The organism is Parabacteroides sp. AF14-59, assembly GCF_003479515.1.
In the GTDB taxonomy this organism is placed as follows: domain Bacteria; phylum Bacteroidota; class Bacteroidia; order Bacteroidales; family Tannerellaceae; genus Parabacteroides; species Parabacteroides faecis.
Genome location: NZ_QUHH01000008.1, coordinates 83,751 through 103,943 on the forward strand (window position 1 = coordinate 83,751; position 20,193 = coordinate 103,943).

9 protein-coding genes are annotated in these 20,193 nt (G+C 42.5%); all 9 read left to right on the forward strand.

Annotation, left to right across the window (positions count from 1 at the left end; translation table 11 throughout):
* Positions 1–83 precede the first annotated feature (83 nt).
* The gene (locus DWW23_RS10950; protein ID WP_122353317.1) at positions 84–1,043 is read left to right on the forward strand and encodes a FecR family protein; all 960 of its coding nucleotides are present in this window, start codon (positions 84–86) and stop codon (positions 1,041–1,043) included.
* A gap of 210 nt (positions 1,044–1,253) precedes the next feature.
* Positions 1,254–4,637, forward strand: coding sequence for a TonB-dependent receptor (locus DWW23_RS10955; RefSeq protein WP_158583175.1), 3,384 nt, complete (start codon positions 1,254–1,256; stop codon positions 4,635–4,637).
* 29 nt (positions 4,638–4,666) lie between these two features.
* The gene (locus DWW23_RS10960; RefSeq protein WP_122353319.1) at positions 4,667–6,463 is read left to right on the forward strand and encodes a RagB/SusD family nutrient uptake outer membrane protein; all 1,797 of its coding nucleotides are present in this window, start codon (positions 4,667–4,669) and stop codon (positions 6,461–6,463) included.
* 152 nt (positions 6,464–6,615) lie between these two features.
* Entirely contained in the window at positions 6,616–9,510 is a 2,895-nt protein-coding gene (locus DWW23_RS10965; protein WP_122353320.1) for a glycoside hydrolase family 38 C-terminal domain-containing protein, read from the forward strand.
* Positions 9,511–9,683: 173 nt separating this feature from the next.
* Positions 9,684–11,933 (forward strand): DUF5703 domain-containing protein, encoded by a 2,250-nt coding sequence (locus DWW23_RS10970; RefSeq protein ID WP_122353321.1) that lies wholly within the window; start codon positions 9,684–9,686, stop codon positions 11,931–11,933.
* 20 nt (positions 11,934–11,953) lie between these two features.
* Positions 11,954–14,017 carry a hypothetical protein gene (locus DWW23_RS10975; protein WP_147382602.1) on the forward strand — a complete coding sequence of 688 codons (2,064 nt, stop codon included), beginning with the start codon at positions 11,954–11,956 and terminating at the stop codon, positions 14,015–14,017.
* A gap of 140 nt (positions 14,018–14,157) precedes the next feature.
* Positions 14,158–15,960 (forward strand): DUF4838 domain-containing protein, encoded by a 1,803-nt coding sequence (locus DWW23_RS10980; protein WP_122353323.1) that lies wholly within the window; start codon positions 14,158–14,160, stop codon positions 15,958–15,960.
* A gap of 37 nt (positions 15,961–15,997) precedes the next feature.
* On the forward strand, positions 15,998–17,920 hold the full coding sequence (locus DWW23_RS10985) for a glycoside hydrolase family 97 protein (RefSeq protein ID WP_122353324.1): 1,923 nt from the start codon (positions 15,998–16,000) through the stop codon (positions 17,918–17,920).
* 12 nt (positions 17,921–17,932) lie between these two features.
* On the forward strand, positions 17,933–20,182 hold the full coding sequence (locus tag DWW23_RS26540; protein WP_187576516.1) for a hypothetical protein: 2,250 nt from the start codon (positions 17,933–17,935) through the stop codon (positions 20,180–20,182).
* The last annotated feature ends 11 nt before the right edge of the window (positions 20,183–20,193 follow it).

Here is a 20,193-nt window from a genome sequence, read left to right on the forward strand (position 1 = left end):
TTAAGATATTTATTTCAAAAAAGATCACTTTTTCGTTAGGGATGTTCCATCGTTAATCGCTTTATAGGCAGAAACACGAAAAGATGGAGAAAAAAATACTATATAAATATTTTGAAGGTATAGCCTCCCCGGAGGAAGAAGATGCTGTGTATCGTTGGTTGGATGCTTCTTCCGAAAACGAAGGGGAACTGTTGAAGGAACGTGAATTTTTCGATGCGATGATCCTTGCCGGAAGTACGGAAGAAGATATCGCAGGAAAGAGCGTGGTATCGGAAGTAACCAAAGTTTCTTTGATCCGTCCCTGGATGCGTGATGTACTGAAGATCGCGGCAGCCGTTGCGATAACAGTTGCCTGTGGTTTATATTTCTATGTTTCCGAAAAGAAGGAGCTGCTGGCTGCCATGAATACGGTAACTGTTCCGGCCGGACAGCGGGTGAATCTTAAACTATCGGATGGAACTACTGTCTGGTTGAATGCCCGTTCTGAAATGGTTTATCCGGCAGTATTTTCCGGTGCAAAGAGGGAAGTCAAGTTAGATGGTGAAGGGTATTTCGAAGTGGAACATGATAAGGAGTGTCCTTTTGTGGTTCATACGCAGAGATGTGATATAGAGGTCTTGGGGACGAAGTTTAATGTAGAAGCCTATTCGGATTCGGAAGAGTTTTCCACTTCATTAATGGAAGGTTCCGTGAAGGTGACGGATAATGCCGCTCTTTCTGCATCTGTTCTTTTGAAGCCGGATCAGGCGGTTCATTTTAAGGATGGCAGGTTATTGGTATCATCTATTGGAGATTATGATCATTTCCGTTGGCGGGATGGATTGGTTTGTTTTAATGACGTCGCTTTTAATGAATTGATGAAACGTTTCGAGAAATGTTACGGAATATCCATTGTTATAGAGAATAAAAATCTGGAAGAGTATTCGTGTAGTGGAAAGTTCCGTATCTCCGACGGTCTGGATAATGCGTTACGTATTTTGCAGCGGAATGCTAAATATACCTTTGAAAGGAATGAAGACAACTCGATTGTCTATATAAAATAAGTCTAATTAAAAATGAAAAGCCTATGAAACATGAATCGTAAAGTTAATCTTAAATGAAATGCCGACAAGTGCCCCACACTTATCGGCATCCAATTAACACAATTAAAAACAACTGTATTAATCTATTACAATTACAAAGATATGAATAAAAAATTCTTATCGTGGGTTTTCTATGACAAAACCCAACGGTGTAAACACTTTTTTAGAATCATGAAGATAACCACTTTATTCCTGTTCGTGTTAATCTTCTGTCTGCACGCAGAAAACACTAATTCGCAGAATGTCAGGGTTACTGTAAAACAAAACAATGTAGAACTTCAGAATATCCTGAGTACAATTGAGAAACAAACAGACTATTTATTTGTATATGATAAATATGTGAATGTGACTCGAAAAGTTTCCGTCAATTTAAATAAGCGTCCGTTAGGAGAGGTTCTGGAACAACTGTTCGGCGGTACAGATGTGAAGTATGCTGTTGATGGAGCTTATATAGTTTTATCGTCAAAAGGGAAATTATCTGTAGACGTTAATTCAATAATCCAGCAAGGAAAGAATATCAAAGGTGTTGTGCGAGATGCTCATGGTGAACCTATAATTGGAGCGAACGTTGTTGAAAAAGGGACAACAAACGGGAGTATAACAGATGTGGAAGGGAGGTTCTCCCTTAATGTCGCATCAGATGCGACATTAATAGTTTCATATATAGGATATGCAGCTAATGAAGTTTCTACAAAAGGTAGGAATTCGATTGAAATAACATTGAAAGAGGATATGGAATTGCTTGAAGAGGTTGTGGTTGTGGGATATACATCTCAAAAAAGGGAATTATTAACAGGATCCATATCAACAATGAAAATGTCGGAAGAATTAAAGAATACCCCATCGACATCTCCTGCTGATGTATTAGCAGGTAAACTATCAGGTGTAAATGTGACTACAGCAGATGGTCTTCCGGGTAATCAGTCTGCAATCAGTATTCGTGCTAAATCATCTTGGAATAACCAGGATGTATTATATGTTATCGATGGGATGATTTGTAATGCATCTGACTTTAATAATTTGAGTGCTAACGAAATTGAAAATATTACGGTTTTGAAAGATGCTGCTTCTGCTGCTATATATGGTTCACGAGCTGCAGGTGGTGTTATCGTTGTTACTACAAAATCAGGAAATTATGGTCAGGGATTGAAAATTGATTATTCTTTCAATACGGGATTCAGTAAAAGAGGTAAGGGAATGGAACTGACCGATGGAGTACAAACTGCAGAATTGTATATGAGAATTAATCCGACATCGGATCCAGCTGGCTGGTCGTGGAGTCAGGATGAGATTGATTGGATGAAAACCATTAATGGAGGATGGGGATATGATTTGGTAGATGCTGTATGGCAAGATCCAAAAATGACTACACATAATATAGGTATCACAGGAGGTTCTGAGAAGATAAAGTTTTATGCTGGAGGTTCTTTTACCAAACAAGATGGTTTTTTGGATAATTTGTATTATAAAAAAAATAACTATCGTTTGAATATTTCAGCAAAACTGACAGATGATTTGGATGTGTATGGAGCGATTAGTTTGAATACGAATAATGCTCAACATATGACCGGTGCGGGTATTGGTAATATGTATGGTGTTTATCAATGGTTGCAAGCTTGGCAGCCGGACTATCCTATTTATACTGAGAGTGGTTTGCCGATTGATATAGGTTGGGTTGCCAGTGTTCCTGCGCAAGTCAGGGGAGATGGAGGTTATTTACGTTCCAACAACTTGAATCCGACTATGAACATGAGTGCTACTTACAAGATACCTTTTGTAAAGGGATTAAGTGCAAAGGCTTCTTTTTCGAAGCTATATTATCACCATCGTACAAAGGATTATCAGAAACGATATAAAATGTACAAAACGAAAAAATATGGTAGACATCAATGGGGTTTGTCTGATGCAGATATTATAGAAACTACAATGTCCTCGCAAGTTTCAAAAGATTATTTGGAAGAATCGTCTTCTTGGGGAGATAGTTGGCAATACAACGTTCAGTTAAGTTATGATCGTACATTTAAAGAAGTGCATAATTTAAAAGCAACTGCAGTTTTTGAAAAGTATGAATATAATAATGGTGGTGTAAAGGCTGGGATTGAAAACTTTCCGATTTATAATATAGACCAATGGTGGGGGACCAGTTCTGATCGTACCGATTCGTATGTTGCCAGAGATACCGGTTATTCAGACCAGAGTTTTGGTAGGCAGTCTTGGATAGGCCAGGTCCTGTATGATTATAATGGAAAATATTTATTGAATGCCAGTTATCGTTATGACGGTTCAATGAATTTCTCTCCGGATAATCGTTGGGGATTTTTCCCTTCTGGATCGATTGGCTGGATAATCTCGAAGGAATCATTTTTTAAAGTGGGAGCTATCGATTTCTTAAAGTTACGTGCTTCAGTTGGATTGACCGGTAATGATGCTGTTGGCGGATGGCAATGGCAACAATCTTATAAAAGTGGAAATTCTGCTTATTTAGGAACCGGTAACAGTATTATTCAAGGAATTACTTACGGTGTTTTACCGAATGAAAATTTAACATGGGAGAAATCTTTGACCTATAATGTGGGAGTGGATATGGATTTCTTGACAAATTTCAAATTGTCTGCAGAATATTATTTTACCAATACGTATGATATCTTGGGGAAACGGTCATTGGATGTTCCTCCGACATTTAGTATGGAACTTCCAGCCGAAAATTATGGTGAAGTTCATGCAAATGGTGTAGAGGTGAGTTTAGGTTATAATAATACATTCGGTGATTTTAATGTTTCAGGCTTATTGGTGGCTTCGTATGCTAATGCTAATTATATCAAATATGATGATGACAAGGTTACGTATGACCATCAAAAACGCGTAGGTCGCTCTTTAACGGCTGTATATGGTTATGAAGCGGATCGGATAATTCGTACACAAGAAGAATTGGATCAATTTAATGCGGAGCATCCTGGCTTTAATTTTAACGGCATCAAACCGGAATTGGGACAGTTGGTTTACAAAGATTTGAATGGCCCGGACGGTGTCCCTGATGGAGTGGTGGATAACTATGATATCAAAATGTTGAAAAAACGTAACAATCCGATCGTGTTAGGTTTGTCTTTGGGTGCTGAATGGAAAGGATTAGCTGTGAATGCTGTCTTTAATGGTAATATAGGACAAGATAAATTTATACATGATATGTTTGATATTCAAGAATGGAATCGAATGTGGATTGATTGTTATACGGATTCTTGGTCTCCTGAAAATCCGAATGCTAATCTACCTAAAAAGTTACATAAATGGGCAGGAAATAAGACTTATGTACAAAATACAGATTTCTGGTTGAAAAAGATGAATTTTATGCGCTTGAAAAATTTAAATGTGTCTTATACGATTCCGCAGAGTTTATATAAACGTACAGGAATAGACAGGGTACAACTCTATTTTGTTGGAACTAATATGTTTATGATTAGTAACTTTAATCATAAGTATTATGATCCGGAGATGGGGTATGGCATGAGTTTTCCTATTATGAAAACTTATAATTTTGGTATAAATGTGACAATTTAATAAATTGTGAATATTAAAAAAGTTATCAAATGAATACAAATAGATATAGGAAGATATTAGCTTGTTGTTTATTGGGCGGAATTCTACTAGCTCAAACATCATGCAAAGAAGGACTTGATTATGAGAATGTGAATACAATTGTGCCAGAGGCTGTGTGGAAAGATCCAGCTATGATCAATGCATTCTTTATTGATATACAAGGTGGTTTAAATCCGGGATGGCGTTATGATGGAGAATCGTCAGATGAAGGTGCCCATTCTGCAAAAAGTATGGGTAGTTATCTTCGGGGAATGATTACGGTTGATAATTGTAATGTATCTTTGGATTATAGCTATATAGATAAAATAAACTTTTTCCTGACAAACTTGGCGAATGTAACTTCGGATGTAATGGCTGAGGATGAAAAAGCATTATTGGCTGCACAGGCTAAATTTTGGCGTGCCTGGACTTATTGGGGAATGGTACAGAATGTAGGAGGTGTTCCTTTAATTCTTGAGCCACAAGATGCAACAAATAAAGAGTCACTTTATCACGAACGAAATAAAACTTCTGAATGTGTGGATCAGATCTTAAAAGATTTGGATGATGCTATTTCTGTATTACCTGGGCGTTATGCTGATGAAGCCAAAGATTATGGGCGCATCACAAAGGTTACAGCTAATGCTTTTAAAGGACGCGTCTTATTGTGGTATGCCAGTCCGTTGTTTAATCCCGATCATAAGAATGAACGCTGGGAAGCTGCATATCAGGTAAATAAAGAGACTGTGGAATTAGCTTTAAAAGAAGGTTATGGACTTTATCCTGATTTTAAACAAATATGGAAAGATGAACGAAATAATGAAGTGATCATGAGTAATCAATATTTTTATCCGGGTCATGCAATGGGAGGTTTTCCATTTCCTTTAGGTTCAGTTTCTAATCAACCTATATTATCGTTGTTAATGTCTTTCCCTTTGAAAGATGGTTCTTATTTGTCGGTTGATCCGGAAAGATTGAGATCTGATTCTGGCTATAATCAGGATTTTATGGCGAAGTTTTACACAGATAGAGATGATCGTTTTTATACATCTGTTTATTGCGGAGGCACTCCATATCCTCGAAAAGAAATGGTAGCAGGACAGACTGAAGATATGACTTTTTGGCATGCTTGGCGATGGAATGATCAGGGGCAAAAATATGATATGCTTATAACTGATTATGGATTTGTGGGAGATCCTGGATTCACAGGATTTGCGCAGTTGAAAGGAGGAGATCAATCTTTGACATACTCTATGCGTGAGAATGGTCAAACAGACTGGATTGAAATTCGTTTTGCAGAAGTGCTTATGAATATGGGAGAATGTGCGAATGAACTGGGAAAATCGAATGAAGCATTAGATGTATTATATCAAATTCGTAAACGTGCAGGCATTGATGCTGGGGTAAACGCGCAATATGGAATAACTGCTAATTCTACGGATGAAATCAGAGATGCTTATATCAGAGAACGTCAGGTTGAATTTGCCTATGAAAGTAAACGTTTTGGTGATTTACGGCGTTGGAAACGTTTTGATATTTTAAATAATCAAGGTGCACGACATGGGATGTATTTAGTTTTAAAACCTAATGCTCCTCTGCCTGATAAATATGAAACGATCATGGATCCGGAAATTCGTAAGAACTTCCAAATGGTTTATATTGATAATTTAGATGGTGATCCCACTTATTATTTTGATTTAGATTTAAATCACTGGTTTTACGCTTTAAACCCAAATCAAATATCTCAATCCATGAATAAGTTGGAACAAAACAATGAATGGGGTGGTAATTTTAATCCATTGCAATAATTAATAGTGTATTTGTGAATTTTACATACTGACAAGATTGGTTAAGTAACTTATTTGCTTAACCAATCTTAGTTTTTAGAATATAGTATAATTTTTTTTCTATGCTTTATACGGTATGTAACACTATAATTGCTAATCTAATAAGTAGTCTAATGAAAAAGCGAATAGGATTCTGTTTATTGATATCCGTCTTGTCTGCCGCCGTTCAGGCTGACATAAAACCTGGTGCGATCGATTATATCGTACGCCCGCTTTACGGTTACAGGACCGACGGTGCACCCGGACGTATTGTGACGGTCCGACTGAAAGGAGAGGAGTTGAAAGGTGATCTTTCGATCGAAGTGATAACCAAAGGGAAAACAGAAACGAGTTATTTTGCGTTGAATGCGAAAGATTCGACGGAGGTTGAAGTTCTGTTACCTGCTATAGTTCCTACAGGGAAGAAGTCGGAAGTCACACTTATCCTCCGTGGAGCGGATAAGACATACAAGCAAAAAGTTAGTATTACCCCTATGCGTCACTGGAATGTTTATCTGTACAACCATGCCCACGTAGATATAGGTTATACCAATACGCATAAGAACGTTGAGCAGCTTCATAAAAACAATATCATTGAAGGAATAAAACTGGCGGAAGAGACGAAGAACCATCCTGACGGTGCCCGTTTTGTCTGGAATCCGGAAGTAGGCTGGCCTATGGAACGGTTGTGGCAATCCAATCCGGAGATGCAGGATGAACTGGTTGAAGCCATGAAGAAAGGGCGGATATGTCTGGATGCCAGTTATCTGAACCTGAATACCAGTATCTGTGCCGATGAGGAATTGTTCCATGTCTTCAAGTTTACCCGCGAGATGCAACGGTTGAGCGGAGTTCCTTCGGATGTTTTCCAGCAATTCGATATACCGGGTATGTCGTGGGGATTAATTCCAGTCATGGCACAAGAGGGGGTGAAGTATATTATTTCGTGGCCAAATTCGGCTCGTGCGGGAAATGCACATAAAGATATAAATGGCAAGCCTTTCTGGTGGGTAGGTCCCGACGGCAAGTCGAAAGTCTTGTTCCTTCAGCCGGGCGGCTATGCCAATAGCGGCAGTATGGGAAAAGGGGGAGAGACCGGGCGTCCCTGGTTCGGACAACGTGACCCGGCAAAAGTACCGAAGGTTATTCGTATGGGATATGCCAATGTTGATTTTACCGAGAAACTGACGGCGTTGGAAAAAGAGAATTATCCGTATGATTATACCGTTCTTTCCTGGTCATTGTGGGATAACAACCCGTTGGATGCCGATGTCCCCTTTGCGGTGAAAGAGTGGAATGAAAAATATGCTTATCCGAAAATTATTATCAGCGGCGGTCATGTGATTATGTCAATGATAGAAGAGAAGTACGGTGACCAGCTGCCGATCGTTTCCGGCGACTATACCGAATACTGGACGGACGGTCTGGGTACGGCGGCTGAGTTAACTGCCAAAAATCGAAATGCCAAAGAACGATTGGTGCAGGCAGAAACGATATGGTCTATGCTGGCAGACGGTGGTAAAGCTCCGCGTGAAGATTTCGATGAAGCCTGGCGTTATATCCTTTTAGGCTCGGAACATACCTGGTGCTTTGAGAACCCTACCGAACCCTATTTCCAGGATGCCATTTGGAAAGTGAAACAGTCTTACTTCCATGAAGCCGAAGATCGTTCGATCGATATGCTGGATGAATCGCTGGCTCCTGCTACGGATAAGTCGAATGGGGCACTGGGTCCTAAGGAAGGCCCGGCAAACGGAGGTATCGCTGTCTTTAATACGCATTCCTGGCCGCAGAGCGGTGTGATTAGGCTGACGGCCAAGGAAAGTTTGAGAGGCGATAAAGTGCTTGATTCGAAAGGGAAGGAACTTCTTTCACAGCGTATTTCTACAGGCGAGTTGCTGGTGTACGTTCCTGATGTACCGGCATTGGAATCCAGTCATATTCGGGTAGTAGAAGGAAAATGTTCATTATTGGGTAGTTGTAAAATAGAGGGAACTACATTGAAAAACGATTGTCTGGCGGTTCATGTGGATCGGATTACCGGAAATATAGTTTCTCTGTTGAAGAATGGTTCTACTTATAATTATATCGGAGAGGGAGCTAATACTTTCTCTTGGTTGCCGGGTAATGTGGATGAGCCTAAGGGGGACACGGTTGTTTCTGTAGCAGTAGTGGAAGAAGGTCCTTTGGCTGTAGAACTGTGTGTGACATCGAAAGCTACCGGTTGCAGGAGTATCTCCCGTTCGGTGCGTTTGCAGGCAGGACAACCGTGGGTGGAAATATCCAATGTCGTAGATAAACTGCCTTTGGTGGAGAAAGACGGCATTCATTTCGGCTTTGCCTTCAATCTGCCGGACTCAAAGACCCGCGTAGATATTCCATGGGGTGTGATGGAAGTGGAGAAAGACCAGTGGGCGCAAGGAAACCGAAACTGGCTGGCAATGCAACGTTGGTTGGACGTATCGAATGATACGCATGGTGTTACTTGGTGTTCATTGGATGTTCCGTTGTTTGAATATGGCAATCGTACGGCTAATCTTGTAACGGAATGGGGAAATCGAGGAAATTGGATAACTAAACTAGAAACTAGTTCTACTATCTATTCTTGGGCGATGAATAATCATTGGGTTACCAACTTCCCGTTGACACAGGATGGTCCTGTCCGGTTCCGTTACCGTTTGTATCCGCATGAAACCTACGATGTGGTGGAAGCCAACCGTTTCGGTATGGAGCAGTCGCAGCCGCTGGTATATGTTACAGCCGATAAAGATCCACAGGTACAGCCTCTGATCGCTATCGACAACCGGAAGGTTTATTCGACGATCATCAAGTCCCTGGAAACCGATCATACTTTGATCGTCCGTCTCCGTTCTTTATCCGACAAAGAGGAAAGTGTAAAGCTATCTTTCCCCAAAAAGACCCCGGCACGTGTCTCTGTTTGTGGTCGGGAGGAGATAGCCGGAGAAAGAACCGACGGTAATTTGGTGATAAACCCTTATGGACAAATTACATTGAAGTTGGAATATTAAGCATCTTCTTAGTCTAGGCAATAATAATCCACATAATAGACAGTTTTTTGCTATTTTTTGTGGAATGAATACCTGTTATATTTGTCTATAACTTAAAGTGGATATTACAATATCTGTTGTACCCTTATTTATCAGTGGCATATATGAAAAAACAAATCAAATAATACCAGCAAATGAAAAATAGTCTATATGTGGCAACATTGCTGCTGTTTATTCAATCAGTGCTCTATGCACAATCGGATGTGATCAATAACTATTCAGTGATATGGGATAGTCCGTCAGGAAACTCTTCGGGAGCTATGCCGATCGGTAATGGAGAAGTGGGGGCTAATGTATGGATGGAGAAGAACGGAAATTTACTGTTTTACCTGTCGCGTACAGATGCCTGGGCGGAAAGTGGTGCCTTGTATAAACTGGGGCGGCTCCGGGTTTCGTTTTATCCGTCCTTACAGGGTAAAGATGTTTCTTTCAGACAATTTCTTAATCTGGAAGAGGGTAAGATCGAAATAGAGATCAATGATAATAAGGATAAGATAACGCTGGACTTTCTCGTGGACAGCAAATTGCCAGTAGTTTATCTGCAGGGAACGTCTACTTTTCCCGTACAAGTAACGGTCTCTTCCGAGATATGGCGTACGCAGACACGTTTGCTTCCTGTATCTGAACGGCATTTTGCGTTGCAGCAGTGTCCGTATGATTCCTTGGCGATGGAATATGCAGATGTGGTGAAGGATATCAATAAGAATCTGATTGTATACCATCGGAATGAACATTCTATTTATCCTTTTACATTGAAGTTGCAGGAGCTGGAAGATGAAAATAATCAGGATAAAGATCCTCTTATCTACCGTACGATGGGATATAATGTGTCGGGAGAAGACTTTGTTAAATATACGCCTACTATTATCGGAACTGGTTCGGCAGTCAATGATTTTTGCCTGAAGATCGTTGCTTATACGGAGCAGACCCGTACAGAGCAAGAATGGATAGACCATACGGAATATATTCTGCAACAGGCTCCCTCTTTTAAAACAGCTGCACAACGTACTGCTGACTGGTGGAAAAAATATTGGGACAAAAGTTATATAACGATAGGTACCCCTGACCGGATTACTGGCGAGCAACTGACACAGGCATATATCCTGCAAAGCTGGATGACGGCTTGCGGTGGCCGTGGAAACTATCCGATTAAATTTAATGGTTCGATCTTTACGGTAGATCCGGTTTACACTGATCCGGGAATGGCTTATAATCCGGATTTTCGTTTGTGGGGACCGGACTATTGGTGGCAGAATACTCGACTAGTTTATCATCCGATGTTGAAAAGCGGCGATTATGATATGATGCGCGTACTGTTCCGTCATTATTTTTCTAATTTGCCAATGTTGAAGAAGAATGCACAGGTATTCTTTGGTGTCGACGGCGCAGTAAATCCGGAAACATCTACTATTTTCGGTACGTTTACCAATCATTGTTATGGTTGGGATCGCAGTAAACTGAAAACAGGAGAAATAGATAATCCTTATGTCCGTTATTATTGGAGTTCTGGTTTGGAGATAGCTGCTTTGATGTATGATTATTATCATTATACAGGTGATATCACTTTTGCTAATGATACGTTGATCCCGATGTCTCGGGAAATATTGAAATTCTATAGTTCTTTCTTCCCTCGTGACGAGAAAGGTAAGATGCGTATTACACCAACGCATTCGTTGGAAATGTATTGGGAAAATGTAGTAAACGATTTGCCCAATGTGGCCGGATTGCATTATGTCGTAAATAATCTGTTGAACTTACCTGCTGGTTGCGGAACGCAGGAAGATCGTCGATTCTGGAAAGAGTTGCAACGATCTTTACCGGAGATACCTGTTCTGCAAAAAGATGGAAAATCTGTATTTACTGCGGCTGAACAATATGATTCAAGTAAGAAGACTAATCAGGAGAATCCGGAATTGTATGTTGTTTTTCCTTTTCCTCTGTGTAATGTATCGACATCGGATAAACAGGTCGGTATCGATACTTACAACAGCCGGGTGATCCGTAACACAATTGGGTGGACACAAGATGGACAACAGGCTGCCCGCTTAGGACTGACGGAAGAGTCTCGTGATAATGTGTTAGCAAAAATTCGGAATAAACATCCGAATCATCGTTTCCCGGCTTATTGGGGACCTAATTTCGACTGGAGTCCTGATCAGGATAATGGCGGAAATTTGTTGATGACATTACAAGATATGATTCTACAGTCATATGGTAATTCAATCTATGTGTTACCTGCTTTCCCGAAAGACTGGGATGTGTCGTTTAAACTTTATACGTTTGGAAACAATGCAGTATCCGGAATGTATCGACAGGGAAAATGGGAACATAAACCTTCATTTGAGAAAAAATCCAAACAGAGGGTTCATATTGTAGAGAAATAAGATTTAATGTATGTATGGTTATGAAAATGAATATTTATAGGCTGGCTCTCTGCTCTTTTTTATGTGTTAACAGTATCAGTGCGCAGACCTTTCCGTCAGGATATAATAAACACTTAAAATCCGCCTCAGTCTCTGTTTCCGGAGATACCTTAATCGCTTCTACCGGTAAGATCGAGAGGAAATGGTGCCTGAATAAAACAGGATTAAAGACAGTAGCCGTTAAGGATCTGTCGTTGAATAAGGAATGGAGTAAAACACATCTGGAGGTTACTTGCGACTGGGACCTTCCGGGAGCTATTCATCCGAACTCAAAAGCTACTTTTGTTTCTTTTGATGTTCATGAGAGTGACGATGATGGATTTATCAATCGGTATTTGGAGGTGACAACACATTTTCGCTATGATTCGGCAAGGCTGGAGGTACAACATGTCGTCTGGCTTTTTCCGGATGCTCCGGGAGTTCGGGTACAATTGAAGGTGAAGGCGATGGACGGATTTAATCCGGAAGGATTGCCTGATAAGGAAACGACGCGGAATTACTTTGGACATACACTATCCGTACCCAGCGGTCGGGCGGAATATCTGCCACTGGACTTCTCTGTGAAGAATCAGCGGCGTTACTGGGGATATTTCAATGACCCCGGATCCCGTCACGACCAGAGTCGGGATATGTTGAAAGAAGAAGTGGTTGTCGGTTATCCTGTTTTTCAGGATGAAGACATCAATTGGGCTAGTGGCGTTTGTACCGAATATGGAGATGAAGGAGTGATGGTTGTCAAAGAATCTCATAAATGTGTGAACCAGCAGGGACATAATACAGGAAGCTTCTATGCCGGTCCAAAAGGTTTGTTTGTGACCGGATGGGGATTGAATCCTGATGAGATTGTTCCCGACCGCTTCCGGGAGTGCTGGGCGAATTGGACGATTGTCTACTCCGGAGGAAATGATGGTATGCAGCTGGCTTTGAAACAGTTTGACCGTGCTCGCTATCCGGTGTTCCCGGAACGGGATATCATGGTTATAAATGATACATGGGGACCGGCTAATCCGGGCGGCGGACAATTTGCACAGGAAGATTATCTGTTGAAAGAAATACCTTTATTATCCGATCTGGGGGTAGATGTACTCCGTATCGACGATGGATGGCAGATCAACCCGTGGGGAGGAGAGAAGGAAGTGTTCCGTCCAAGCTATCCGGATGGATGGAAAAATATCAATGAGGTATGTAAAAAGAATAAAGTGAAACTGGGCCTGTGGGTGGCTATCCAACGAGCCAAACAACAGGACCTGTTACTCAATCTGAAAGAAGCAAATGTCGTTACCTGGAAAGTCGATTTCGATCATTTGAATAACCGGGAGGCATTTGAGAACCGGTTTAAGAATATCCGTGAAATCATGAAAAGCTCCTGGATGAAGACGCAGTTTTCTTTCTGTCCGGAATATGCCGATCCGCGATATGGCTGGTATTATGCAAAAGAATATGGCAGCATCTATTTCCAGAATATACAGGAGGCGTTGCCGGAACATCTGATCATGGTGCCTTATCATGTGTTGCGTCAACATTGGCTGATGAGTAAATATTTCAATAGTAATAAGTTGCAGGTCTTACTACAGAACCCGAAGCGGGTCGATACACGCTATAGCGATGCCGATAAACATGGACATGGCTATTGCTTTGCCATGGGATTGCCGTTTATTCCTGTCTTTTTCCAGAGTGCACAATATCTGGATGAAGCTGGTAGGCAGGAGTTGAAATCCCTTATCTCCCTGTATAAGGAGTATCGCGAGAAGATGTTTGACTGCTATAGTTTTCCGATAGGCGAGACACCGACTAATGCTAGTTGGGCAGGTTTCCAGTTTATCAATGACAAGCAGGATGAAGGCTATCTGCTTTTGTTCCGGGAGTTACATAGTGGAGAGGTTAACAAACCGATTCAATTGAAATTCTTGGCAGGAAAGAAGTTGAAAATATCCAACTTGAAAAGTAAGCAGACAAAAGAAGTAGAGGTATCGAAGGATGGTTTTGTTACTTTTACAATTGCCAATCCGGCAGATTATTCCTTCTTACAATATAAAGTGATGTAATAAGCAATAATAATCCACCCAATTGGCAATTATTTGCTATTTTGTATGCTCTAAAAGCTATTTACATTTGTTGGTAATTTAAGGAAATATTATCCGTTTTTGTGCAATCGAGATGCTTATAAAACAAATATAAATAAACGATGAAGATATACCAACTTTTAATACTTGGAGGGGTAGTGGCGATGTCGCTGCTCCTCTCTTGTCAAAATGGTCCATTAATATTAGCTGACCAGGGACGAAGTGACTATGTAATTGTAGTATCTTCGGATGCTACAGAAAATGAACGACATGCCGCTAATGAGTTTAGCCGGTTATTGGCTTTGAGTAGCGGTGTTACTTTACCGGTGGTTTTGGATACGGAGTCTGACGGGCGGCATGAAATTTTGATAGGTGCCTCTTCGCATACCGATATTGATACAACTCAACTTGCAGAAGACGGATTTACAATTCGGACAGAAGGAAGACGGTTGTCGATTGTTGGTGGCAAAGATAAAGGAACATTATACGGAGTTTATTCTTTCTTTGATCAATATCTTGGATATCGTTGTCTTTCATCCAAGGTATTAGAGTATCCGAAACTTGAACAGGTTGAGGTTGGGAAGATAGATGATACACAGGTACCGGTTAATCTATTCCGTGATACGCATTATCGTGATGCGTTTGATCCGTTCTATTCTGACTGGCATAAGATTGATCATTGTACATTGGATGGCGTGACGGATGGTGAATGGGGATATATGGTTCATACATTTGAATTGTTGGTTCCGCCTGCTGAATATTTTAAAACACATCCCGAATATTATGCGTTGATTGACGGAAAGAGAAATCCGGCTCAGTTGTGTCTTTCCAATCCCGGGGTTTTTGATGTACTGGTGAAGAATTTGGAAGATGCGATGGCTCAGTTTCCGAAAGCCACCTACTGGTCGGTCAGCCAGAATGACAACTATGGGTATTGCCGTTGTGAGAAATGTGCGAAATTGGATGAGCAGGAAGAGAGTCACAGCGGTTCGGTCTTGGACTTTGTGAATCGGGTGGCCGATCGTTTTCCCGACAAAGTAATTTCAACGTTGGCCTATCAATATAGCCGTAAACCGCCTCGCTCAATCGTTCCGCGTGAAAATGTGCAGATTATGCTTTGTAATATTGAGTCGGAGCGCCAAGCACCTATTGCTACCAATCCGAATGATAACTTTGGTGAAGATCTTCGTGCCTGGGGTAAACTGACTCGGGATATTATGATTTGGGATTATGTCGTACAGTTTAGAAACCTGGTAAGTCCGTTCCCGAACTTACGGGTCTTGCAACCGAACATTCGGTTTTTCGTAGAGAATGGAACGAATGCCCATTTCCAACAAGGGAACCGGGAGATAGGCGGTGAGTTTTATGAATTGCGCCAGTATTTGATTGCTCGTTTGCTTTGGAACCCCAATTGCGACATCAATGTAGAAATGGATGATTTCTTGAAACACTATTACCACGAGGCTGCCCCTTATATCCGCCGGTATATCGATCTGATGCATGATGAACTGGAGGCTTCCGGCGAGAAGTTGGGTATCTTTATGAATCCGGAAGATTATTGCGAAAAAGGTTTCTTGCGGGATGAGTTGATGGAGCGTTACGAAGCTATATTTGCTCAGGCAATGAAGGCCGTCGACGGACAACCGGAAATATTACAACGGGTAAAGGTGGCTCATATGCCACTTACGTATGCTTTGTTTAATATAGCGAAAACAAGAGGAACAGCAGATAGTCGTTGCTTCGAACAGATAGATGGAAAATGGCGTACGCGTCCGGAAATTCTGACTCGTCTGGATGAGTTCGTTGCCCTTTGCCGTGAGACAGGAGTTACACGTCTTTCGGAGTGGCATACGACACCGGATGAGTATGAAGTACAGATGCATGAGTTCTTTTTGGGTATCAACAGAAAAGTCGGGAACGATTGAAGAAATAACAAGATACAAACACTTTATAAGAAACAGAATGAATAAACGAATTCTATCAGGAGCCTTTCTGATCGTTCTATTGGGAATGTGCTCATCATGTACAAATAACGACTATACATTATCCTCACCCGACGGCAACCTGGTTATGCAACTCCGTCCGAATGAGGAGGGAGAGTGGACCTATTCTTTCCAGGCGGAAGGCACTCCGCTCATCAACGAATCCGAATTGGGCTTTGACTTGGTTGGTGACGGTGACATACCGGGCGAAGGCTGGAAAGTCAATGATGTCTCCAAGAGAAAAGTGCGCGATGTATGGAAACCGATATGGGGAAAACGTACGGAGGTGGATGACCATTTCAATGAGGTGGTCCTTGAATTGAGCCGTAAGGGTGCTTTCCCGGAAAAGATAACCTTGGTAGCACGTGCCTACAACGACGGCGTAGCTTTCCAATACCGTATTCCTGAAGACCTGGCGGGAGAGGCCAAGGTGGAATCGGAAGAAACCTCCTACAACTTTGCCGACGATTATACGGCATGGTATTACAACGGCGAATATCACAACCTTGGTCCGGAAAGACTGACGGAAACCGGAGAGGAACGATTGCCGGTAATGACGATCCAAGCCGGCGACCGCCATTTTATGGCTATCCATGAGGCAGACCTGCGTACGGGCGAACCGCTCCGGTTGAAGTCGGAGAAAGGGAAAACGGAATTTACCGTTGCCTCCAAACCGGCTACCCTGGTCCCCGGATACGCCTCCGCCTGGCGTGTCATCATGCACGGCAACCAACCGGGCGAACTGGTCGACTCGCATTTAATAGAACTTCTCAACCCCGACCCGGATCCCTCGTATGACTTCTCCTGGGTGAAACCGAGTGTCGCCCTGTGGGATTGGCGTATTGACGGAGCGGAATGGGAAGGCTTCAAATATACGATGTCTTACCCTTCCTGGATTCGGATGGTTGACTTCGCCGCCGAACAAGGCTTCAAATATTTGGTGCTGGATGCCAACTGGTACGGTCCTGAGTTTGAATCGGATTCCGATCCGACGAAGGGAGACAAGGCACGCGATGTGCAAAAGCTGATTGCATACGGCAAGGAAAAGGGTGTAGGCATCTGGCTGTATCTGAATGATGTGGGAGGACGTCAATACCCCATCGAGGAGACTCTGAAGCAATATGGCGAATGGGGTGCTGCCGGTGTGAAATACGGGTTTATGAGCGGAACGCAGGAGGTGAAAAACCATCGTACACGGATGATTACCGAATTATGTGCCCAGAATCATCTGCTGGTGGATTATCATGACGGTCCTGTGCATCCTTACGGGCAGATGCGTACCTGGCCGAATGCCGTCACGCGCGAATACAATTTTGCCCAGTTGGACGCTCACCGCGTGTTCGAGCCGAAGACCTTCGTCACTTCCGTATTCGTCAATATGGTGGCCGGGCCGCTGGATATGAACAACGGTATGTTTGACTTGCGCCAGGGCCCTACTACCCGCGTGGACAATAATCAGGAATGTCCTTCGACCGTCGTGTCAGAGGCGGCCCGCACCTTGATAACTTTCTCCGGGGCCACCATTCTTCCGGATATCCCTGAGTATTATAAGAAATATCCGGAATTGCTTGACTTCATCTCTTCCCAGAAGATGCCTTGGAAGGAAAGTCGTACTTTGCAAGGTGTAATTGGCGAATACATAGTCATGATGCGTCAGACGGAGGAGGCATATCTGGTAGGTGCAGCCACGAATGAATCCGGTCGTTCCATCAACCTGCCGCTTGATTTTCTGCCTGAAGGTAACTATTTGGCTGAGATTGTGGAGGATGGAGATAATGGGCATTATCTAAACAATCGGGAAACGTATAAAGCTTCGAAAAAAGAGGTGACCAGTAAGGATACGATTACGCTTACGTTGGCACCAGGCGGAGGCGCTTGTTTGAAAATTGCAAAGAGTAAGTAAAAAACATTCATCATGAGAAACAAATTAATTATTACTGGTTTATGGATGGCATCGGTATTTTCGTTGAGTAGTGCTTATGCTACAGGGGATATCAAACCTTTAGTGAGATACCACCAAAATAATAAAGTAGTAGCTTCTACCTCTTTTGAGGAGAAGGGAACTTCGATAGTAACAGACTCCAAAGGGTGTCAGTGGGTATTGAGAACAGATAAACAACAGGTACAAGGCGACAAAACAGCACTTGATTATACTTTTACCTGGGAGTTGAAAAAAGGGATGGCGGAGAATGTCTCGTTTGCCGTAGATTTTGAAATGGACGAGTGGACACCGGATAATTATGTCTTTGTCCCTGCTATCGTCTATGACGGGAACCGGTTTGCTACCAAGAATATCGGTTATCCTCCTTTTTGGTATGACAAAGCCGAGTGGCGTGTGGATATGCCTACGACTGTCACCTCTTCTCAGCCTACATTGGGCAGGAAAGGCGAACCGTCTAAACCGATTGAGTTGACTTCCGGTAACGCATCCACTCCTTTGATGGCTTACTTCTCGGAAAAGGATCGTAAGGCTTGGATGGTACAGACCAACCAGGGAAATGATTTAGGGGATTATGGTTTGACCATAAAGGAAAATGAAGATCGTTCGGAGGCCACTTTTTCTATCACGGCTCCTGTTACACGTACAGGCAATGGAGCTGATATTCCGGCAACTCTGAAAGAGGGAGAAAGAGTGTCTATCTCTTGCCGTGTGTACGACTTTAAAGCAAAACGGTTGAATGATATGATGGATCGTTTTGTAGAGGTTCGTAAGGATTTCAATAGGAGTGAACGTCATGACGTGGTACCTTATAGCCATTTGTGGACGTTGATGAATAATCTGTACCAAACTCGCCGCTGGGATGATCGCATCAATATGTATTGGTTGAGTGATGTAAAAGATAAAGCAACCTGGAACTTCATTTGGCAACTGGGTTGGTGCGGAGGTGGCCAGGCTACTTATCCTATCCTTTTGAGGGGAACTGATTCAGATAAGGAGCGTGCCATGAAGAACCTGGATGCTATTTATGATCGCACGCAAGCCAAGTCCGGTTTCTTTTATGCCTATGGCGATGGCAAAGAGTTTTATGGATTTGGGTACGGGAAGCCATTGGAAGATAATGTAACCTTTGTCCGCTCCCAAGGTGACTGGTTGTACCTTGCGCAATTACAGATGAATCTGCTGAAGTCGAGGGGTGAACAGATAAAAGATTCTTGGAAGGAAGGTACACGCAAACAGGCGGATGCTTTTGTCCGTCTATGGGATAATTATGGTCAGTTCGGTCAGTTCGTAGATGTGGAGACTGGTGATATTTGTATAGGTAATTCATGCGCCGGGGCTATTGTTCCTGCCGGTTTGGCTATGGCGGCTAAGACCTATAATAACCCGCGTTACCTGGAGGTAGCCATACTAGGGGGACGCTGGTTCTATGATAAGTATGTCAAGAAGGGCTACACTACCGGGGGACCGGGTGAGATTTTGTCAACACCGGATAGTGAGTCGGCTTTTGCTTTATTCGAGTCTTTTACGGTGCTTTATGAAGAGACGGGGGATAAAGAGTGGTTACGATATGCAGCAGAATTGTTGCCGGTTTGTGTCAGTTGGACAGTCTCTTACGATTTTCACTTTCCTGAAGGATCAGCTATGGAGAAAGCGGGTGCTCATGCTACCGGTGCAGTTTGGGCGAGTGTAGCCAACAAACATGGTGCACCTGGTATCTGTACTTGGTCCGGACATAGTTTGTTGAAATATTATCGTGCAACGGCAGACAGGCGTGCGCTTGATTTGTTGGAAGATATAGCTCATGGATTACCTCAATATGTCAGTCGCCAGGAATGCCCGATCGGTTCCATGCCTTGGGGAGGAATGTGTGAGCGTGTCAATTTGAGTGATTGGGAAGGTAAAGGTGGAGTTGGCGGTAATATCTTTGCCTCTTGCTCTTGGTGTGAAGTGGGTGCCTTGTTGACTGTTACCCAGATTCCAAGTATTTATGTGCAAACAGACCGGCAGGAGGTTACTGTATTCGACCACCTGAAGGTAGAAAAGATGAGAAGTAGTGATGGACGTATGACGCTGAAAGTAACTAATCCTACGGTTTATCCGGCCGAAGTAAAGATCTATTCGGAAACATCCAAAGAGGCACGTAAGACGCTTATGCCAACAGACGTGGTCGGTATGAAGTCGCTCTATTTGAATCCGGGTGAAACAAAGGAGGTGAATATCTAATACATACGATA

What these genes read in the sequence shown, in the direction of transcription:
- DWW23_RS10970 (WP_122353321.1), top strand. Translation starts at nt 9,684, where the DNA reads ATGAAAAATAGTCTATATGTGGCAACATTGCTGCTGTTTATTCAATCA.
- DWW23_RS10985 (WP_122353324.1), top strand. Translation starts at nt 15,998, where the DNA reads ATGAATAAACGAATTCTATCAGGAGCCTTTCTGATCGTTCTATTGGGA.
- DWW23_RS10955 (WP_158583175.1), top strand. Translation starts at nt 1,254, where the DNA reads ATGAAGATAACCACTTTATTCCTGTTCGTGTTAATCTTCTGTCTGCAC.
- DWW23_RS10980 (WP_122353323.1), top strand. Translation starts at nt 14,158, where the DNA reads ATGAAGATATACCAACTTTTAATACTTGGAGGGGTAGTGGCGATGTCG.
- DWW23_RS26540 (WP_187576516.1), top strand. Translation starts at nt 17,933, where the DNA reads ATGAGAAACAAATTAATTATTACTGGTTTATGGATGGCATCGGTATTT.
- DWW23_RS10950 (WP_122353317.1), top strand. Translation starts at nt 84, where the DNA reads ATGGAGAAAAAAATACTATATAAATATTTTGAAGGTATAGCCTCCCCG.
- DWW23_RS10965 (WP_122353320.1), top strand. Translation starts at nt 6,616, where the DNA reads ATGAAAAAGCGAATAGGATTCTGTTTATTGATATCCGTCTTGTCTGCC.
- DWW23_RS10975 (WP_147382602.1), top strand. Translation starts at nt 11,954, where the DNA reads ATGAAAATGAATATTTATAGGCTGGCTCTCTGCTCTTTTTTATGTGTT.
- DWW23_RS10960 (WP_122353319.1), top strand. Translation starts at nt 4,667, where the DNA reads ATGAATACAAATAGATATAGGAAGATATTAGCTTGTTGTTTATTGGGC.